This window comes from Herpetosiphonaceae bacterium (genome assembly GCA_036374795.1).
Taxonomy (GTDB): Bacteria; Chloroflexota; Chloroflexia; order Chloroflexales; family Kallotenuaceae; genus LB3-1.
In genome coordinates, this window is the sequence record DASUTC010000259.1 from 16,535 (window position 1) to 34,733 (window position 18,199).

An 18,199-nucleotide genomic window follows, 5' to 3' on the forward strand; every position below is an offset into this window, starting at 1 on the left:
GGCGTTGCGCGCCGCTGCCCGCTCCTTGACACGTGGTGCTTTGTGCTCGGTTATGGGTGCTGGGGGGAGACAGACCGGGTCTTCGCCACGACCACCGTCGCGTCGTCGATGCTTTTGCCGAAGTGCTCTAAGATCCGCTCGGCCAGCGGCTGCGGCTCCAGCACCTCGCTCATCAGCGGCGCTTCCGAGAAGCGCATCGAGATGCCGTCGCTGAACAAGATAAAGGTATCGCCGCCGTCGAACCTGGCCTTGTGCTCCATCAGCGACGGCATGCGGTAGCCGACGATCCCGTTGCGCGAGAGCGGCTTGATCGTGTGCTGGCTGATCACGTAGATCCCGATGTTGCCGACGCCGACGTACTGCGCCTCCTGATGGACAAGATCGAGCCGCAGCAGGCCGATCACCGCGCCGCGCGTGCCCATACAGGCGTTATGCGCGGCCTGCATGATCATCGAGAGCGGGCGATCGGCAAGGTTGTCGATGGCGTCGTATGCTTTCCGGGCGGCCTCGGCGGCAGCCATCCCGCCGCCCAATCCGTCGATCACGGCGACCAGCGCCTGGTCGCCATGATTCTTGACCAGGTAGCTATCGCCGGAGATCGTGGCCCCAGCCTTGGGTCGCTCGGCCACGCCTATATCGAGCATGCTTGCTATCCTCGTTTCGGGGGGTTGTGCCATTTCCATGCTTTGACTATGGTGCCGCTGCCCGGCGCGGAATCGATCGTGAATGCATCGGCAAGGCGGCGCACGCCCGGTAGCCCTGCACCAAGCGTGCCGGTGGTGCTGAAGCCATCCTGAAGCGCGCGGGCAATATCGGGAATGCCCGGCCCATCGTCGCGCGCGGTGATCAGCATGCCTCGACGGTTGTCGTGCTCGACCGGAGCGATGGTGATGTCTCCCTCGCCGTTGGCGTGCCGCAAAATGTTACGGGCCAGCTCCAAGATCATGATTTCGATCTTGGTCCGCTCGATATCGTTAAAGCCAAGGCTTGAGGCGAGCTTGCGTCCAAAGCCCATCGCAATATAGACATCAACTTCACGCTTGATTGGAAGCGCCTTCGTAGCTGTATCCATAGAATCTACTATCTAAGTACAACCAGAAAGATTTCGTCGGATGTGCTTTGGCTTGGCGCTGTCTCCTGCTGGAACCTTAGAAGCTATGTGTTGGTACGTCGTGCAACATCGAGCAGTGTTGTCGCCAATCTTGGAACATCCTTCCGTACAGGAATGAGGTGGTGTCGAATATCCCAACACTCCCGGCCTGACGGTCCACTGGCAAGGCTGCCCGGAAGTATAGCACGGCGACCCAGCCTTGTGCTTGAGGTCGCCGTGCCGCGATGTGGTACTTTAGGCCAGCCGCCATCGGTCCATTTTTCGGCAACGGCTGGGCCGCCTCCGCCGATCGGCGGCTACTTCTTGGGCGTGATCTTATCCAGGGTTTGCGTCGCCATCTTGGCAACCTCTTCGGAGATCGTCACGTCCTGCTCCTGCGCCGCAGCGGTGTTGATCGCGATCACCTGCTTCTCCTGCTTGCGGATCGGCAGGTCTTCCGGCTTCGCGCCTTTGAGGATCGCGATGCCCTGCTCTTTGGCGCTGATGTAGCCGTTGTCGTAGTAGTCGAGGCCCAGACCGGCGGTGCAGCCACGGCCAGCCGAGGCCGGATCGCCGCAGTAGAGGCCGATGTCGTTGTCGTTAGCGACCTTGACCACCGACTCCAGCGCCGAGACGACGGTGCTATCGGTCAGGATCAGGATCGTATCCACCTTGTCCGCCGCCAGGCTTTCCGCCGCCTGGAGCACTTCGTCGGCCTTGGTGACGTTGCGCTCGACGAACTCGATGCCTTTGCTCTTGGCGTACTCGCGCGCGATGCCGGTGACGACCTCGGAGTTCTTTTCGCTCGATGTCCAGATGTTGCCGACCTTCTTGGTTTCCGGCTGCATCTTGAGCATCATATCGAACACCTGCTGCACGGGAGGTAGCGCCTGGATGCCCGTAACGCCCGGATGGTCCGTCTCCGACTTGGCGACGCCTGCCTTGTAGGGATCGACGACGGTGTTGAAGACCATCGGAATGCCCGATCCCTGCAAGCTCTTGAAGCCCGCCTGCGCTGGCTGCGTGCCCACGGTGAAGACCAGATCGAGCTTCTCGTCGCGGAAGCCATCGGTGATCGTCGCCAGCGTCGCCGGGTCGTTCTGCGGGTTCTTGGCGATGATCTCGATGTTCAAGCCCGACTCCTTGAGCGCGGTTTCGACGCCACGCCGTGCGTCGTCGAGCGCCGGGTGAGTGGTCTGCTGAACGATGCCGACCCGGTAGGTCTTGCCAGCGGCGCCGCCCTGCGGCGCGGTCGTCGCGCCGGTCGCGGCACCCGTCGATGAGCTGTCGGTTGTTGCGGGCGTGCCGCAGGCTGCCAATAGTAGGGCAATGATCAGGACGGCAAAATTGCGAACACGTGGCATGAAAAACTCCTTATTCCGTGTATTGAGTTCCAAGTTTCGAGTTCCAAGTTTCGAGTTCTTGGCTCTCAGTTCTTGGTTCTTGGTTCCTTGGTTCCTTGGTTCTTTCGCCGAGCTACGTCAGCATCAGCTCGTCGTCGGCGAGCACCTCCTTGCGGGTGCGGGCGAAATGCGCGATCAAGTCTTGAACGGTGAGGCCGTCGCGCTCCGGGCTGCGCAGATCGAGAATGATCTGCCCGCTGTGCAGCATCAGCGTGCGCGTGCCCAGCGCGAGCGCCTGCTGCATGTTGTGCGTGACCATCAGCGCGGTCAGGCCATGCTCGGCGATCAGGTGGCGTGTCAGGCTCTCCACCTGGGCGGCGGCGCCGGGATCGAGCGCGGCGGTATGCTCGTCGAGCAGCAAGACCTGCGGACGTTGCAGCGTCGCCATCAGCAGCGTGAGCGCCTGCCGCTGGCCGCCGGAGAGCAGCCGCACGGGCGCTTGCAGCCGCTCTTCCAGCCCTAGCCCCAGCGTTTTGAGCACCGAGCGAAAATGCTCGCGTCGCTCGCGCGTCACGCCCAGGCTAAAGCCGCGCCTGTGACCGCGCCGTAGCGCGAGCGCCATGTTCTGCTCGATCGTCAGCGAGCCTGCGGTGCCGTCGAGCGGGTTTTGAAAGACTCGCCCGATCAGGCTGGCCCGCTGGTGCTCCTGCTGTCTGGTCACGTCGCGCCCACCGATCGAGATGCTGCCCTCGTCGGGCGCGTACACGCCCGCGATGGTGTTGAGCAGCGTGGACTTGCCAGCGCCGTTGGTGCCGATCAGCGTGACGAACTCGCCAGGGCCGATGTCGAGGTCGATGCCGCGCAGCGCGTGGACCTCGTGGCCCTCGCCGCGATGGAAGAATTTGTGGATGTTGCGTAGCTGGATCATCATACGCCTCGTCGCGGCAGCACGAAGCGCCGAAGCTGCGGCAGGGCCAGCGCCAGCACGACGATGCAGGCCGTCAGCAGTTGCAGATCCGTCTCTTGCAGGCCGATCGAGCGGGTGTTGTTGAGCGCCAGCGTGATGAATACGCGGTACAGCAGCGAGCCGAGCAGCACGCCCAGCAGCGCCGTTCGCAGCGTGCGCGGCGCAACCACCACCTCGCCGATGATCACCGCCGCCAGCCCGGTGATGATCAGCCCGCGCCCCAGGTTGACCTCGGCGTAGCCGAAGCGCGCGACGATCAGCGCTCCCGACAGCGCGATCAGGCCGTTCGAGACGCCCAGGCCCAGCATTTTGAGCGTGTCGGCGCTCATGCCCTGCGCCCGCACCATCTGCTCGTTGTCGCCGGTTGCCCGCAGCGCCAGGCCAAGCTCGGTGTTGAGAAACCAGTAGAGCGCCGCCGCCAGCCCGATCGCGAAGAGCAGGAAGATCAGCGTTTGCGCGCTGTAGTTGATGTAGGCGTCGTTGAAGCAGCTTCGCTCGGCCAGACAGATGCCTTTCAATCCCGCGAAGAACGGCTGCACGCGGTTCTCCACCGATGGAGCGCCGGAGATTGGGATCGGCAGGTTGGCGGTCGGGCTGCGGTCGATCGTGCCCAGGCCCAGCAGCCGCAGGTTGATCGAGTAGAGGCCAAGCGCGACGATGATCGAGGCCAGCAGGCCGTTGATCTTGAGCCGCGTCGCCAGCCAGGCGGTCGTCGCGCCCGACAGCCCGCCCAGCACAAAGGCGATCGGCAGCGAGAGCCACTGCGACCAGCCGTTGATCAGGAAAACTGCGGCCACGACCGCGCCCAGCGGAAACGATCCCTCGATCGTCAGGTCCGGGAACGATAGGACGCGAAAGGTGATAAACACGCCCAACACCGCGCCGACGTAGCAGAGTCCGGCGGCGATCGTGCCAAGCCATTGGGTCGATGTCAGGAGATCAGCCAGAAATTGCGGCAACTTGTCCTCCAAAACCAGGCAGGCGATAGCTGGCTATCGCGAATCTCTGCGCGGGTCCATCGCTTCTGCTCCACAGCGGGGATCGCCATTGGCCCGGAGGTGGCGCTGAAAGGTTGGGGCGAAACGGCTCTGCCACGCTGCTGTGCTGCGACGCTGCGACGAAGAAGCAGACCCCTCTGCGAGGCGATTATACTTGATCGCGGCGATACGCGACAACTGCTACGGTTGATAGTGCGGTGGGAGTTTTGGGTGGGCGCGGGTGGGATGGGTGGATCGCCGCTGAACCGCACATGTGCGTCTCCCTCATCTTCGGCGCGTATGCCATGCGCCCCACAAGCCATGCATCGGAGATTGCCGGGCGGCACGAGCGCATAGCGCCTATGCTATAATCCGGCTTCACCCCGTGATTGCGTCTCCATGAGCATTGATTCTCAAAACAGCAGGAGATCTGGATATGAAGAAGCTCGACTTTCGCCAAAGCTACCGCGACCTTGTGCAATCGGTCAAGCAGAAGTATGCCCCGGACGAGGCGATGCATCAAGCGATCGGGGCGGAGTTCGAGGCATTCGGGATCATCGAGCGCGAGCTGCTGATTCAGTACGGCCTACAGCCCAACCAGTACGTGATCGATGTCGGCTGCGGCTCTGGCCGATTGGCGAAGCCGCTTTCCGCGTATTTGAAGGGACCCTACCTCGGCACGGATGTCGTGCCTGATCTGGTTGACTACGCGCGTGCGCTGGTGGGTCGTGCGGATTGGCGCTTCGAGGTGACGGAGGGCTTGTCGATCCCCGAACACGACGAGCAGGCCAACATGGTGTGCTTTTTCTCGGTGTTTACCCACCTCTTGCACGAACAGTCGTATATCTATCTGCGCGAGGCCAGGCGCGTGCTCAAGCCGGGCGGCAAGATTATCTTTTCGTTTCTGGACTTCGCGATCCCGTGCCATTGGGATATTTTCGACGGCAATATTGCCGACATCGGCGGCGACCATCCGCTGAATATGTTTATCAGCCGCGATGCGATTGCAGCATGGAGCAGCCACCTCGATCTTGAGATTGAGGCGATGCACGACGGCGATAAGCCGCATATCCCGCTATCGCAGCCGGTGACGCTGGATGATGGACGTGTTATGGAAGGACTCGGCAATCTTGGTCAGTCGGTCTGCGTCCTGGTTAAACGCTGATCGTCCGCACGATCCGACCATGCAATGATGTGACGATGCTGGATGGCAGGCGGAGGTTCGGGACACGCCCGGTGACAGGCGCATCCCGGCCTCATCGTGGCACTCGCCACACCGCGCGGCTACAGCTCAAGCACCGCTGGCCGCTCGATCGTCTGGCCGCCGACCTCATAGCGCTGTATCGGCCAGTCCGGGGAGGGTGTGAGAATCTCCGCTCCGGCCTCGGTGATCAGCACGGTGTCCTCCGACTTTGCGCCGGGCACGCTTGGATTCCAGGCAAACGCCTGCGGCGCGTTCACAACCTCGGCGCTCTCCGGCGTGGCGATATAATCCCGCCCGCCGTAGGAGCACGCGCCGCCCTGATGATGGTTGCGCCACTCGTCGGCAAAGCCGACATCGGCATACGCCTGCCGGATCTGCGCGAAGACCTCGGCGATGCGCGCTCCGGGCCGGGTGGCGGCGATGGCTGTCGCGTCGATCTGGCTCACCGCCTTGATCCGCCGCTGGAGCTCATCGGGCGCTGGACCAACGTGGACGATCCGCGTCAGGTTGGCGATCAGGCCATGCCGCCGCGCGCAGAGCACCATCATCACCACGCGCTGGACGCGCCGATCGGTGGGCAGCGGATGGCGAACCGTTTGCAGGCGCTCGTCCGACGCCACCAGCACCACCGTCGGAAACGCGCCGATGGCGAACGTCTCGCGGGCAATCAGCCCCGCGATGGCGTGCTCGGTCATGCCGCGCTCGACCGCGCGAGCCGCTCGTGCCAGCGCCGCGCCGGCGTCGTGGCCTAATGCACGATAGCGCTCGATCTCCGGCGGCGTCAGCGGCGCGCGCAGCTTGATCAGATCCGCGCTCACGTCGATCGCAGTGGGATGCGGGCGATCGGCGAGGACGCGCATGCCCTTGGTCAGCTCGTCGAAGCGCGCGGGCGCTTGAAACCAGGGCTCGGCGACGATCTCCCAGTCGGCGAAGCCCTCCTCGTGCCGCAGGCGCTCGCCCTCGATCGTGTTGGTCAGCACATAGCGCCGGTCGGGCGTCACCAGCAGCGCGGCTACGCCGTAGTCGGTGGTAGCGTCGATGTAGCTGCGATTGCCGCCGGAGAGCCAGGCGACATTGGCGGTCTGCGTCAGCCAGACGGCATCGGCGCCGTGCCGCCGCATCAGGTCGTGAAGACGCTCGCGTTTGGCTGTGTACTCGTGCGTATCCATGTTCTCTCCCGTGCCTTCGTACGATTGCGGCTACGTGGCGGTCTGCTCTTCCTCCACCGGAACGACCTCGACGCCATCCGCCGCCGTGCAGACATAAATGTCGGGCGTGTACCCGACCTCATGCTCATAGATCGTGCTGACCGTGCTGCAAAAGCGCTCGACCGCCTCGTCCGCGACCAGGCTGACGGTACAGCCGCCCCAGCCGCCGCCGGTTAGCCGCGAGCCATAGACGCCCGTCAGCGTTTGCGCGGCGTGGACCAGCACCTCGATCTCGCGGATGCTGGCCTCGAAATCGTCGCGGTAGCTGGCGTGCGCCTCGTTCATCAGCGCCCCGAAGCGCTGGAGATCGCCGCGCCGCAACACTTCGGCGCTCTCAAGCACGCGCGCATTCTCGGTGACAACATGCCGCGCGCGCTTGAGCACGTTCTCCGGCAGCAGATCGGCGTGCTGATCGAGGTGATCGGGCGTGACATCGCGCAGGGTTGTAATTTCGGGCAGCACCGCGCGCAGCAGCCGCACCGCCTCGTCGCACTCCGCGCGGCGCTGATTATAGCCCGAATGCGCCAGCTCGCGCTTGACCTTGCTGTTACACACGACGATCTGGACATCGCGTTGCAGCGGTAGCGGCTGCGTGCTGTAGTTGCGACAGTCGATCAGCAGCGCGTGATTGGCCTTGCCCAGCGCCGAGATCAGTTGATCCATGATCCCGCTCAGCACATGGATATAATGGTGCTCGGTGCGCTGCCCGACCTGAGCCAGCTGCACCCGGTCGATCTCGTGCCCGGCCAGCGCCAGCAGCGTCGCGCCGATCGCCATTTCCAGCGCGGCGGACGATGAGAGTCCCGCGCCCTGCGGCACATCGCCATCGATCATCAGATCCGCGCCGGTCAGCGTATGCCCGGCCTGCTGGAGAAAATCGGCCATGCCGGCGATGTAGGCCGCCCAGCCCGTGACGAGATCCGGCTTCAATTCGTCCAGCGCGAGCGTCGCGTGCTCGTCTTTTTGCCTGGCATACAGGCGCAACTGTCGGTCGTCGCGGGGGCGCGCCGCCACGTAGGCCGCGCGATTGATCGCTGCGGGCAGCACAAAGCCTTCGTTATAATCGGTATGCTCGCCAATCAGGTTGACTCGACCCGGCGCGCGTGTAAACAACGTCGGCGGCGCGTCGAACACCTGCGTAAAAAGCCGGGCGAGCTGGACCCGGCGCGTTTCAGGAAGCTGATTAGGCATAGCTGCTCCTTCTATGATTCTGCGGCATTATGCACAGGCCGTGCCGCTGGTCAAGCCGCGCATCGATCGTAACCCGCTGCGCGTTTAAATGCTAGAATGCGGTTGACACATGTTCGGGAAAGTGCTTGTTGTTTCCGTACAACGCACATATGTGGGGTGTCCTCCAAGCCCCAGCCTGACGGCGCGCTAACAACGATTGAGGTAGATCATGCTCCTGGCGATCGATATTGGCAATACAAACATTAAATTTGGCCTGTACGACGGCGATACCCGCGTTGAGGTCTGGCGCATCTCAACCGAGCGGCACAGGCTGACCGACGACTACGCGGTGATTGTGCGCAATCTGTTCGCGCTGCGCAAGTACGATCTGGCGCAGGTGCGCGGCTGCGCGATCTCGTGTGTGGTGCCGCCGCTGACGGCGGTCTTTATCGAGCTGGCCCGCAACTATCTTGGCGTCGAGCCGATCGTGATCGGGCCGGGCGTCAAGATCGGGATGCGGCTGCTGATCGACACGCCGCGCGAGCTTGGAGCCGACCGCGTGGCGCATGCGGTCGCGGCATACCAGCGCTACGGCGGCCCGGTGATCGTGATCGAGTTCGGCACGGCCACCGTCTTCGATGTTGTCTCGCGCGAGGGCGACTACATCGGCGGGGCGATTGCGCCGGGCCTTGCCATCTCGGCGGAGGCGCTCTCCACCTCGGCGGCCAAGCTCTATCAGGTCGATCTGGTGCGTCCACCGCGCGCGATCGGCAAAAACACCGTCCACTACATGCAATCGGGGATCGTCCTGGGCTGGGCCGCGCTGACCGAGGGCCTGATCCATCGCATGTGGGATGAGCTGGGCGAGCGCGCGACCGTCGTAGCGACCGGCGGGCTATCGCAGGTGATCATGGATGCGCTGCCCGCCGACGATAAGGTGATCGACTACATCGCCGATAATCTGGTGCTCGAAGGCTTGCACCGGATCTATCGGATCAACCAGGGCGCGTAGGCGATCCGACTCTACGAAGTCGACGATCGCCCTTTCATCGTCGCGCTTTGACGTTGCTACGGCGCGCTGCTACAATGACGAATTGACCAAGGATAGATGCGTGGGTATGCTGGCTGGCAAACACATTGTTCTGGGCGTTTCGGGGAGCATCGCAAGTTACAAAGTGATCGAGCTGGCGCGGCAGCTTACGGTTGCCGGGGCGCTCGTCGATGTGGTGATGACCGCAGAGGCGACGCGCTTTGTCACGCCGCTCAGCTTTCAAAGCCTAACCTATCGTCCGGTCTATACCGAGATGTGGTCGACGCTCGAAAACGCGGCGGCGCATATCAAGCTGGGCCACGACGCCGATCTGGTGGTGATCGCGCCCGCCACGGCCCATACCATCGCCAGCATCGCGGCTGGCTTTGCCGACAATCTCATCCTGACGACGGTGCTCGCCACACGCGCGCCGGTGCTGCTCGTGCCTGCGATGGAAACCAACATGTGGCGCAACGCCGCTACTCAGGAGAATGTCGCGGTGCTGCGACGGCGCGGCCTGCATGTCATGGAGCCAGACGAGGGCCTGCTCGCGTCGGGGCTGGTGGGGAGCGGACGCCTGCCCGACATCCTGCGGATCGAAGCCGAGATGCGCGTGCTGCTGGGCCGCGCGCATGGCCGCATGGCCGGTCGCAAGGTTGTGGTCACGGCTGGCGGCACGCACGAGCCGCTCGATCCGGTGCGCTTCATCGGCAATCGGGCGTCGGGGCAGATGGGCTTTGCGCTGGCGGAGGCGGCGCGGGACGAGGGCGCGCAGGTGGTGGTGATCGCGGGGCAGACCGCCTATGCAGCGCCGTACGGCGTCGAGGTGGTGCGTGTCGAGACGGCGCAGCAGATGCACGATGCGGTTCATGCCGCGATGACCGACGCCGATCTGCTGCTGATGAACGCCGCTGTCGCAGATTATCGCCCGGCGCAAACGGCGGATCATAAATTGAAGAAGACCCACGCGGAGCTGACGATCGAGCTGCAACGCACGCCCGACATCCTGCAATCGCTGGTGGAGGTCACGCAGCCGGTCAAGGTGGGCTTTGCCGCCGAAACCAACGATCTGCTAACCTATGCCGCCGATAAAATGCGGCGCAAGGGCCTGGACATGATCGTCGCCAACGATGCCGTCAGTAGCATCGGACAATCCGAGATCGAGGTGACGGTGCTGGCCGCAGACGGCAGCCACGAGCGATTGCCGCGACAGCCGAAAGCGGCGGCGGCCCAAGCGATTCTGGAGCGCGTGCTCCACCATTGGCCCGAACGGATCGGGCGTCGAATGAGTTGAAGCCAAGCAAGCGGTTACAGGAGGAATACCAGGGAAATATGAGTACACGTACACGTGAGGTCGCCGGTCAACCTGAGGACGAGCCACGGCACGACACGCCGCGCGTTGAAGCCAGCCCGGACCGGCCACGGGTCAGTCAGGATCGGCTGCGCGATCTGATCAACGCCCTGGGCGATCCCAATCATCCGCTGCACAGCCAGGCGGTGAACGATCTCGTCGATATTGGCGAACCGGCTGTGGCCGCGCTATCGTCGGCGCTCTCGCCCAACTATCCCTGGCTCACCTCGTACCGCGCCGCCGAGGCGCTGGCGCAGATCGGCGACGGTCGCGCGAGCGGTGCGCTGATCAACGCGCTGCGACATCCCAACAGCAACGTGCGCTGGAGCGTCGTGCGAGCGCTCTCGGAGGTCGGCGATACCCGCACGCTGCTGGCGCTGCGCCGGGTGGTGCAGGAGGATCACGGCAAAACGAGCTGGGGCGAGTCCGTGGCCGATACGGCGCAGCTTGCACTTGACCGGCTGCAATCGCGCTCGGCGCTGCTACGCTTCTCGGAGCCGATCAAGACCGCGCTGGTCTTCGTGGCGATGCTGGCGGTGCTGGCCTTTGCCGGTAATCGCGTGCAGGCGCTGCGCGACGAGCTTGGGCGCGGCGGCAACGTGCCCGTGCCGGTTGTCAATGTCAGCGCTCCTGCGGATGAGACGGCGACAGCGGAGCCGGAGGAGACGCCGACCGCCGAGCCGGCCACGCCGACGCCATCGATCGAGGCCGCCGACCAGATCGTCGGGACGGTCAAAGCCAGCGGCAACGTGCGCAACGGTCCCAGCCGCGACAGCCGCCGCATCGGGCAGGTCAGCGTCGGCGATGAGCTGGTCTTCCTGGCGAAGAGCGGCACGTGGTACCGCGTGCGGCTGGGCGAGAAGCACGCCGAAGGCTCAGAGATCCAGGGCGGCGAGGGCTGGGTTTCCGAGATCCTGGTGAACGTGCCCGACGCGAGCGTACCGCCCGCCGAGACGACGACATCGACGGGGTAGAACTATCGCCATAGGCTGTAGGGGGCGTACCTCACGTACGTCCCCTTCGGATTCTCGATCATGCGCGGCACGCGCTGGTGCCCGGCTTCCAACCTGCGCCAGACACAGCGCGCCGCCAGCCAGGATAGCCGGGTCGGACCAGCCCCCCAGCCGCACGGCGCTTGCCTGTGAGCGGCGACTCCTGCGTGATGGTACAGCACATTGCTGATACACGTTCCAAACCTTAGGACCGTCAAGGAGTCACAATGGTTTCCGTTCTTGCGACGATTGTTGCGATTATGGTCAGCACGGTGATGGCAACGGTGGCAATCCTCCGCTACCGCGAGCATCGCCTGGGCTGGCTGTTTTTGAACGTGATCGCAACGCGCATTGTCTTAGCGCTCGGCAACGTCGGCCTCGCGATCACATCGTCGCCGGATGTGGCCCTGGCTATCGCAAGCCTGCGCCTGGTGACACTGTGGTGCTTTGGGCTCAGCATGCTGCTCTTTTTTAGCGCCCTGTATGTGCCTCAGCTCTGGCAGCGCCGATGGCTTGTGCGCAGCGTCGTTATCCTGTACGGCCTTGCGGCGGTGCTCTTTGCCCTGGATGCCGTGCTCGGCCAACGTCTCCTGATCGCAGGTGTCAGGCAGATCGGCGATCGGTACGCGCAGATCATGTACACATCGCTCGGCTGGGTCTTCGCTTACATGCTTAACTTCAGTTGGCTGCTGCATCTGACGGTGCTGGTGTACGCCTTTGTCCGGCAGCCCAGGGAGCGGGCGTCGCTGGTCGTGCTGCTCGTGAGCGCGATTGCCAGCGGGACATTGAGCGGTGTCGCGCGGGGCTTTCCTGCCGTGGCACCTATCGCGCCCTCCGTCAGCGATGTGTTGTTTGTCGCCGCGCTCGCCTATCTCTTGTTTCGTCGCCGCATCTTCGAGACAACCCGCGTGGCGCTGGACTTTGCGCTGGAGAACATTCCTCAGGGGATCGCGGTGGTGGCACGCGACGAAACCGTGCTCTGGGCCAATGCGGCGGCAACGCACCTGCTTGGCCTGCGCGTCGGACAGTCGGCAGCCGCGATCGAAATGACCGATCCGTATGGGCAGCCGCGACCGATGGCGCTTGCGGCGGATCAGATGGAGCAGATCGTCAGGGCGAGACAGCACACGCTGGTGATGAGCAGCACGGCCATTCGCGATCAGCAGGCAAGTGTGCAGGGGTATTTGCTGCTGATTCGTGATGTTACGGAGGCGCAGGCCGCAGCGCGCGCTTTGCAGGAGCGACAGCGCGCGCTGGAGCAAACGCTGGGCGAGCTACAACAAGCCTACGCCGCCCAGCACCACTTGATCGATACGGTCCACGCCCTGTCGATGCCGATCATTCCGGTGCTGGAGGGGGTGATCGTGCTGCCGTTGATCGGCGTGCTCGATGCGCAGCGTCGCGACGAGTTCACGGGGCGTTTTCTGCACGGCATCGAGCAGCATCGCGCACATACGGCCCTGCTCGATCTGACGGGCGTATCGTCGCTTGACCATGAGGCCGCGATCGTCCTGACCGATGCGATTCAAAGCGCCCGGCTGCTTGGCGCGCAGACGATCCTGGTAGGCGTGCGACCGGATATTGCCCAGGCGCTGGTGGCCTGCAACCTGGACACGCGGGCAGTGTGGACCTCGCCGACGCTGCAAAGCGCGCTGGCACGTCACTTCGTACGCTCCGCCGCGACCTGAATCAGTGCGCAGGATCGTGCCTCTGGGTGACGCGCCCGGCGGCTGGGGCTTGCGGGTTACGCCAGCCCCAGCGAGCGCTCCATGATCTCGCGCAGCCAGGCCAGCAGCGCCAGCTCTCCCGCCGTCAGCGCCAGGCCGATCGTCGCCGCGCGGGCAAGCTGCCGCAGACGCAGAACTCGGCCCTCCAAGCCGCTCAGCATCGCCACTACGAACAGATTCGCCATGAAGAGCACACCGACGATGCCCAGCACGCTAAAGATCGCCAGCGGGTAGAAGAGCCACTGCGGCGCGGAGAAGAGCAGCCCGTACAGCAGTGTCGCGGCGACGAGCACGCCCAGCAGCTCAGGCCAGTTGCGCAGCACGCGCTGATCCTGCCGCGCGTCGTAGCGCAGGCTCATGTTGAACATCAGCACAAAGAACGCGCCGATCGCGATGCCCATGCCCAGGCCGGTGATCACCCGCAGCGAGTTGCGCGGCGGATAGACGTTGTAGCCGCCGATGTCCAGCAGCATCGAGTTGAAGCCGTCGATGCCCATCGCGATAATCGCCAGGCCAAGAAAGATCGTGATGCTGAGTGGCGGGATTCTGGCCGCGCGCGACCGGCCCAGCGCCAGCAGATACAGCAGCGTCGCCAAAAACCCGGCATAGATGCCCGTGTTGCGGGCACACAGCGGCAGCGTGTACGAGCCGATCGTGAGGTAGTGCGCCTGCGCGCATACACCCTGCACCACCAGATGTAGCCGATCGGCGAGCGACCCGACCGGCAGCAGCAGCACGCCGCCGATCAGCGTCAGGCCCAGCCCCAGAAAAGCCCACAGCCACGGCTGCCGCCCCTCCGATGCGCGCTGCACCTCTTGCGCCCGCCGCGCTGCAATATCGCGCCGAGCCAGTTCGAGAATATCGGGAGTTTGATCCATGAAAGCCTCTGAAGCAAGAACCGAAGGAAGAACAACGGAACAAAGAACAACGGAACAAAGCGAAAGAACAAGGGAACAAGGAAATAGCTCGAAACGTTGAACTTGAAACTCGAAACTAGATAGGTGCCAGCTCGCGTTGAAGCCGGGGATAGGCCCACAGCACAACGCCCAGCGCGAAGAGCGTGCCGGTGACAATACGAAGCCAGAAGTTGAGCGAGCCGACCGCGCTCTCGGTCGCGCGCAGACCAAGGCCGGGCAGCAGATCGTTGAGCATGTGCCACAGCCCATCGACGACGATCGGCAGCGTGAGGAGCAGCAGCAGACGATGCGAGATTGTGCTGCGCCAGCGCCGGACGCTGTAGATCAGGCTCATGATCAGCAGCCCGGTGTACAGCGCGGTGCAGCGGTGGCAGTAGCAGACCTGATAGCCGACCACAAAGAACGAGCGCTCCGGCAACTGGTGGCAGAACGATCGATACAGGCCAAAGATCATCCGGCCCAGCCGCTCGTAGCCCCAGCTCCGCAGCAGCGGCGAGAGCCACGGCAGCCCGGCGTAGATCGCCAGCGCGCCGCTCAGCAGCAGCGGCCAGCGCCGCAGCAGGGCACCGCCCCAGCGCTCGACTCTCGATTCAAAAGCTGTCTGCTCTCCTATCATCTCATCTGCTGCGCGCTGCTCGCCACCAGCGCGCGTAGCGCCTCCGGCACGATCGGCGCGGCCAGCATGCGCTCGCCGACCACGACAACCGGTATTTTGTCCCAGTAGCGCCGATGGATTTCCAGATCGGTGGTGATGTCGACGGCGGTGATCTGGAGCGGCCACTGCTCGGAAAGTATCTCCAGCTCTTCGGCCACATCCTCGCACAGGTGGCAGCCGGGCTTGGTGTAAAACATCATGGGGATTGCGTGTACCGTGCTCACATCCGCATTATAACACGCCGCTCTCGGCGCGACCGAAAAATTCCAGAACGGCGCGGTTAAAGATCTCTGGTACGATCATCGGCAGCATGTGCCCCACCGACGGGCAGATCAGGTGCTCGCCGCAGGGCAGCGACTCCGCCAGCCGACGCGCCTGCGCCACCGAAACCCAGCGATCTTGACCGCCGCTGATTACCAGTACCGGCATTGTGGCGCGGATGAGATCGGGCGGCTCGTGGTATTCGAGCGCCGAGCCAACCCGCAGCACCATCGAGGCATCAGGCGTGAACGTATAGCCGAAGAACATCTTGCGCTTCTCGCTGTCGGGCTCCCGATGCAGAAAGATATGCTGATCGCCCCACAGCAGCGTGTACGAGCCAAGCTGCCGCGCCAGCCACGGCAGACGCGGGTAGATCGCGCGCAGCAGCGGCACGAGACGCGGCTGGAGATGATGCAGCGGGCCGGGCAGCACGCGCAGATGCAGAAAGCCGTTCGCCAGGACCACCGCCGCCGCGACCTTAGGCGTTTTTTCAAGCATGCGCGCCAGCACCATCGCGCCGATCGAGTGGCCCATCAGCAGCGCCCGCTCGTAGCCAAGCCCGTGGAGCAGATCCGGCACGTCGTCCGCCAGCGCGTCCAGCGCGGTGACGCCCGGCAGATAGACGCGGCGGTATTCGGGCGCGATCACGCGGTAGCGCTGTGCCAGCACCGGGATCTGATGGCACCAAAATTCCCACGAAACCATGTTGGCGAAGAGCAGCAGCGGCGGACCCTGGCCCATGATTTTGGCCCGGACGGTGCTGCCGTCGCGCAGGCGCAGTGTTGTGATTGTGCTCAAGCGGCTTCCTTATTTGACAGTTCGGTGGGAGCGTATTGCAATGCGCTCCTCCGGGGTCGATCATGGGGCGGGCGTTTCAATTTATATACCACGCCTGTGCTACAATCTGCCCGACTGAAGGAGCGATTGTGGATCGGATGCTTGAGCCTGTGCGCGGCATGCGCGATGTGCTACCGGCGCAGCAGCGCGTGCTGGCGGACGTCCAGGCAGCGTTACAAGATGAGATGAGCCGCTGGGGCTATGAGTTGCTGGACTTGCCGATCTTGGAGCGGCGCGAGCTGTATCTCAAAAAGGCCGGCGAAGAGCTGGTTGGCAAGCTGTACGATTTTACGCATCACGGGCGCGGCCTGGCGCTGCGTCCCGAGTGGACCGCGTCGGTGCTGCGCGCGTATCTCAACGCATTACAGTCTGAGCCGCTGCCGCTGCGGCTGTCGTACAGCGGCCCCGTCTTTCGCTACGAGCGTCCGCAGCGCGTCACCTTCCGGCAGTTTACCCAGGTGGGCGTCGAGCTGATCGGCGGTGCCGCGCCGCGCGCCGATGCCGAGGTGATCGCGCTGGCCTGCCGTGGCCTGGAGCGGGTTGGTATTTCGCAGTACACGCTGACGATCGGGCATATCGGCGTGATCCGCGCGCTGCTGAGCGGCCTGGGCCTGGCCGATCGCACGGCGAATCTGCTGCTGTGGAACATGGAGCGCCTCCGCGCGGGCCAGACCGATCTGATCCGGAGGCAGCTTGCCGATGTCCACGGCGAGGAGCTGTTTGACCTGGGGCCGCTCGCCGAGCTGCCCGACGATCAGATCGAGGCGCTGCTGCTGACGATGCTGCGCGCCGTGGGCCTGCGCCTCGACACCTCGACGCGACCGCCTGAGGCGATTGTGGCGCGGCTGGTGCGTAAGCTGCGGCGCGATGATCCGCAGCCGCGTGTCGAGCGGGCGCTGCATCTGATGAGCCAGCTGGCCGGAGCGCGTGGCGCGCCCGATGTGGCGCTGCCGCAGCTTGAGGCGCTCTTCGCCGCCGAGGAGATCGATCCCGCGCCGATCGGCGAGCTGCGCGCGATCCTCGATCTGCTCAGTGCTCAGGCCATACCCATAGAGCGGCTGACCGTCGATGCCGGGCTAGGTCGCGGCCTGCACTACTACACCGGGCTGATCTTCGAGATCGCCAGCGCCGACGGCCTTCAGCTCTGCGGCGGCGGTCGCTACGACGATCTGGTGACGGCGCTGGGCGGTCGCGCGAGCGTGCCTGCGATCGGCTGTGCGTACGGATTGGAGCGCGTAGCCTCCGCTCTCGCCGGGAGGCCGCAGCCAGCGCCCGCGCCGACCGTGCTGGTGATGGCCGAGGATCTGGCCTACTTTGCGGCGGCGCTGACGACCGCCGAGCATCTGCGCGCGCGCGGCTACGTCGCGATCGTCGATGTGCGTGGCCGCAGCTTCAACGCCAATGTCCGCGATGCCGTTCGACGCGATGCGCTGGCGGTGGCGATCTGTGATAACCAGTCGCCGGAGCATGTGCGCTGGTACACGCTCGCCGATCGCACCGAACAAACGCTGCATCTCGACGCTATTCCGCAAGGAGGAACCGCATGAGCTATGGCAAGCCCCGCGACAGCGCCTATGTCGCGCTGCGTCCCGATCAGTTGGCGGCAAAGCTGGCGGAGGCTCCCGTCGCGTATGTGCCCTGGGGCGCGCTCGAATGGCACAGCATGCATCTGCCGGTCGGGCTGGATGGCCTGGTCGCGGAGTGTATCGCCGAGCGCGCGGTCGCGCGTACCAGCGGCGTGGTGCTGCCGACGATGTATCTGCCGATCACCGCGCTGCCGCATCGCTTCTCGATCTCGCTCAGCGCGTCGACGGTGCGGGCGGTGCTTGAGGAGCTGCTGGCGGAGCTGGCGCGGATCGGCTTTCGGGTGGTGGTGCTGCTGAGCGGACACTACGCGCAGGGCCACGAGCTGGTGCTGATCGATGTCGCCGAGCGCGCGATCGTCGATCATAATCTGCTGGTGCTGGCGACGCCGCCGATGGCGCTGGTCAGCGAGGAGTATCTCGATCATGCCGGGCGCTGGGAAACCGCGCAGCTCCTGGCGACGCATCCTGAGCTGGTCGATCTGCGTGCGCTCACCCAGGCGCTGGCCGACTATCCCGCCGGTCATGTCGCCGATCTGGGCATCCTGGGCGAGCTGCCCGTGTCGGCGACCGCTGCCAGCGGCGAGGTTGCGATCGAGCAGGCGCTCGACGCGATTGCGCAGTGGGTCAGCCTGCTGCTCCAGACTGGCGATCCACAGCCGCTCCGCGAGTTCTACGCGAGCCGCCGCGCGCTCTACCAGTCCTTCGTCGATCGCTACTTCAGCGGCTCGTACGAGGACGCCGCCGCCGCGTGGTGGGCGGAGCGGGTGAGGCGGGATTGATAGCGAAGAACAAAGAACAAACAAACAAAGAACAAAGGAACAGGTGGAGAGCCAAGAGCCAAGAACCGGGTGCCACGCCCAGAGGGCACCCGGCGCACTAAGAAC

At 64.4% G+C, this 18,199-nt stretch carries 18 protein-coding genes; 7 read left to right on the forward strand and 11 right to left on the reverse strand.

What is annotated here, in order from left to right:
* Positions 1 to 50 precede the first annotated feature (50 nt).
* From VFZ66_19190 to VFZ66_19210, 5 genes are all read right to left on the reverse strand, one after another.
* Positions 51 to 644: a SpoIIE family protein phosphatase gene (locus VFZ66_19190; GenBank protein HEX6291317.1), complete on the reverse strand. Its 594-nt coding sequence runs from the start codon at positions 642 to 644 to the stop codon at positions 51 to 53.
* A 5-nt stretch (positions 645 to 649) separates the two neighbouring features.
* Positions 650 to 1,072 (reverse strand): anti-sigma regulatory factor, encoded by a 423-nt coding sequence (locus tag VFZ66_19195; protein HEX6291318.1) that lies wholly within the window; start codon positions 1,070 to 1,072, stop codon positions 650 to 652.
* A gap of 335 nt (positions 1,073 to 1,407) precedes the next feature.
* The gene (locus VFZ66_19200) at positions 1,408 to 2,454 is read right to left on the reverse strand and encodes an ABC transporter substrate-binding protein (GenBank protein HEX6291319.1); all 1,047 of its coding nucleotides are present in this window, start codon (positions 2,452 to 2,454) and stop codon (positions 1,408 to 1,410) included.
* Positions 2,455 to 2,566: 112 nt separating this feature from the next.
* Complete coding sequence (locus tag VFZ66_19205) at positions 2,567 to 3,364, reverse strand: ATP-binding cassette domain-containing protein (protein HEX6291320.1); 798 nt, start codon at positions 3,362 to 3,364, stop codon at positions 2,567 to 2,569.
* Positions 3,361 to 4,359 carry a hypothetical protein gene (locus VFZ66_19210; protein ID HEX6291321.1) on the reverse strand — a complete coding sequence of 333 codons (999 nt, stop codon included), beginning with the start codon at positions 4,357 to 4,359 and terminating at the stop codon, positions 3,361 to 3,363. The genes VFZ66_19205 and VFZ66_19210 overlap by 4 nt, the downstream gene beginning before the upstream one ends.
* A gap of 454 nt (positions 4,360 to 4,813) precedes the next feature.
* Here VFZ66_19210 and VFZ66_19215 point away from each other — a divergent pair, with 454 nt between their 5' ends.
* Positions 4,814 to 5,542 (forward strand): class I SAM-dependent methyltransferase, encoded by a 729-nt coding sequence (locus tag VFZ66_19215; GenBank protein HEX6291322.1) that lies wholly within the window; start codon positions 4,814 to 4,816, stop codon positions 5,540 to 5,542.
* A gap of 119 nt (positions 5,543 to 5,661) precedes the next feature.
* On the opposite strand, the gene VFZ66_19220 is transcribed toward VFZ66_19215, so the two are convergent.
* Both VFZ66_19220 and VFZ66_19225 read right to left on the reverse strand, forming a co-directional pair.
* Positions 5,662 to 6,750: a M24 family metallopeptidase gene (locus VFZ66_19220; GenBank protein HEX6291323.1), complete on the reverse strand. Its 1,089-nt coding sequence runs from the start codon at positions 6,748 to 6,750 to the stop codon at positions 5,662 to 5,664.
* 30 nt (positions 6,751 to 6,780) lie between these two features.
* Positions 6,781 to 7,980 carry a galactokinase gene (locus VFZ66_19225; GenBank protein ID HEX6291324.1) on the reverse strand — a complete coding sequence of 400 codons (1,200 nt, stop codon included), beginning with the start codon at positions 7,978 to 7,980 and terminating at the stop codon, positions 6,781 to 6,783.
* Positions 7,981 to 8,188: 208 nt separating this feature from the next.
* Here VFZ66_19225 and VFZ66_19230 point away from each other — a divergent pair, with 208 nt between their 5' ends.
* The 4 genes from VFZ66_19230 (at position 8,189) to VFZ66_19245 (ending at position 13,020) form a co-directional block, all read left to right on the forward strand.
* Complete coding sequence (locus VFZ66_19230; protein ID HEX6291325.1) at positions 8,189 to 8,971, forward strand: type III pantothenate kinase; 783 nt, start codon at positions 8,189 to 8,191, stop codon at positions 8,969 to 8,971.
* Positions 8,972 to 9,077: 106 nt separating this feature from the next.
* Complete coding sequence (coaBC, locus tag VFZ66_19235; protein ID HEX6291326.1) at positions 9,078 to 10,283, forward strand: bifunctional phosphopantothenoylcysteine decarboxylase/phosphopantothenate--cysteine ligase CoaBC; 1,206 nt, start codon at positions 9,078 to 9,080, stop codon at positions 10,281 to 10,283.
* A 38-nt stretch (positions 10,284 to 10,321) separates the two neighbouring features.
* Positions 10,322 to 11,314, forward strand: coding sequence for a HEAT repeat domain-containing protein (locus VFZ66_19240; protein ID HEX6291327.1), 993 nt, complete (start codon positions 10,322 to 10,324; stop codon positions 11,312 to 11,314).
* Positions 11,315 to 11,559: 245 nt separating this feature from the next.
* The gene (locus VFZ66_19245; protein ID HEX6291328.1) at positions 11,560 to 13,020 is read left to right on the forward strand and encodes an STAS domain-containing protein; all 1,461 of its coding nucleotides are present in this window, start codon (positions 11,560 to 11,562) and stop codon (positions 13,018 to 13,020) included.
* A gap of 56 nt (positions 13,021 to 13,076) precedes the next feature.
* On the opposite strand, the gene VFZ66_19250 is transcribed toward VFZ66_19245, so the two are convergent.
* The 4 genes from VFZ66_19250 to VFZ66_19265 all read right to left on the reverse strand — a co-directional run bounded on the left by VFZ66_19250 (position 13,077) and on the right by VFZ66_19265 (position 15,690).
* A complete protein-coding gene (locus VFZ66_19250) occupies positions 13,077 to 13,937 on the reverse strand; it encodes a DUF2085 domain-containing protein (GenBank protein HEX6291329.1) in 861 nt (286 codons plus the stop codon).
* A gap of 115 nt (positions 13,938 to 14,052) precedes the next feature.
* Positions 14,053 to 14,592 (reverse strand): DUF2085 domain-containing protein, encoded by a 540-nt coding sequence (locus VFZ66_19255; protein ID HEX6291330.1) that lies wholly within the window; start codon positions 14,590 to 14,592, stop codon positions 14,053 to 14,055.
* Complete coding sequence (locus VFZ66_19260) at positions 14,589 to 14,831, reverse strand: glutaredoxin family protein (protein ID HEX6291331.1); 243 nt, start codon at positions 14,829 to 14,831, stop codon at positions 14,589 to 14,591. The genes VFZ66_19255 and VFZ66_19260 overlap by 4 nt, the downstream gene beginning before the upstream one ends.
* 31 nt (positions 14,832 to 14,862) lie before the next feature.
* On the reverse strand, positions 14,863 to 15,690 hold the full coding sequence (locus VFZ66_19265) for an alpha/beta hydrolase (GenBank protein HEX6291332.1): 828 nt from the start codon (positions 15,688 to 15,690) through the stop codon (positions 14,863 to 14,865).
* Positions 15,691 to 15,827: 137 nt separating this feature from the next.
* On the opposite strand from VFZ66_19265, the gene hisZ reads away from it, so the two are divergent.
* On the forward strand, positions 15,828 to 17,276 hold the full coding sequence (hisZ, locus tag VFZ66_19270) for an ATP phosphoribosyltransferase regulatory subunit (GenBank protein ID HEX6291333.1): 1,449 nt from the start codon (positions 15,828 to 15,830) through the stop codon (positions 17,274 to 17,276).
* A complete protein-coding gene (locus tag VFZ66_19275) occupies positions 17,273 to 18,094 on the forward strand; it encodes a creatininase family protein (protein HEX6291334.1) in 822 nt (273 codons plus the stop codon). The genes hisZ and VFZ66_19275 overlap by 4 nt, the downstream gene beginning before the upstream one ends.
* The last annotated feature ends 105 nt before the right edge of the window (positions 18,095 to 18,199 follow it).

Coding starts and splice junctions, on each gene's coding strand:
- VFZ66_19190 (HEX6291317.1), bottom strand. CDS start 644: ATGCTCGATATAGGCGTGGCCGAGCGACCCAAGGCTGGGGCCACGATC.
- VFZ66_19195 (HEX6291318.1), bottom strand. CDS start 1,072: ATGGATACAGCTACGAAGGCGCTTCCAATCAAGCGTGAAGTTGATGTC.
- VFZ66_19200 (HEX6291319.1), bottom strand. CDS start 2,454: ATGCCACGTGTTCGCAATTTTGCCGTCCTGATCATTGCCCTACTATTG.
- VFZ66_19205 (HEX6291320.1), bottom strand. CDS start 3,364: ATGATGATCCAGCTACGCAACATCCACAAATTCTTCCATCGCGGCGAG.
- VFZ66_19215 (HEX6291322.1), top strand. CDS start 4,814: ATGAAGAAGCTCGACTTTCGCCAAAGCTACCGCGACCTTGTGCAATCG.
- VFZ66_19220 (HEX6291323.1), bottom strand. CDS start 6,750: ATGGATACGCACGAGTACACAGCCAAACGCGAGCGTCTTCACGACCTG.
- VFZ66_19225 (HEX6291324.1), bottom strand. CDS start 7,980: ATGCCTAATCAGCTTCCTGAAACGCGCCGGGTCCAGCTCGCCCGGCTT.
- VFZ66_19230 (HEX6291325.1), top strand. CDS start 8,189: ATGCTCCTGGCGATCGATATTGGCAATACAAACATTAAATTTGGCCTG.
- coaBC (HEX6291326.1), top strand. CDS start 9,078: ATGCTGGCTGGCAAACACATTGTTCTGGGCGTTTCGGGGAGCATCGCA.
- VFZ66_19240 (HEX6291327.1), top strand. CDS start 10,322: ATGAGTACACGTACACGTGAGGTCGCCGGTCAACCTGAGGACGAGCCA.
- VFZ66_19245 (HEX6291328.1), top strand. CDS start 11,560: ATGGTTTCCGTTCTTGCGACGATTGTTGCGATTATGGTCAGCACGGTG.
- VFZ66_19250 (HEX6291329.1), bottom strand. CDS start 13,937: ATGGATCAAACTCCCGATATTCTCGAACTGGCTCGGCGCGATATTGCA.
- VFZ66_19255 (HEX6291330.1), bottom strand. CDS start 14,592: ATGATAGGAGAGCAGACAGCTTTTGAATCGAGAGTCGAGCGCTGGGGC.
- VFZ66_19260 (HEX6291331.1), bottom strand. CDS start 14,831: ATGATGTTTTACACCAAGCCCGGCTGCCACCTGTGCGAGGATGTGGCC.
- hisZ (HEX6291333.1), top strand. CDS start 15,828: ATGCTTGAGCCTGTGCGCGGCATGCGCGATGTGCTACCGGCGCAGCAG.
- VFZ66_19275 (HEX6291334.1), top strand. CDS start 17,273: ATGAGCTATGGCAAGCCCCGCGACAGCGCCTATGTCGCGCTGCGTCCC.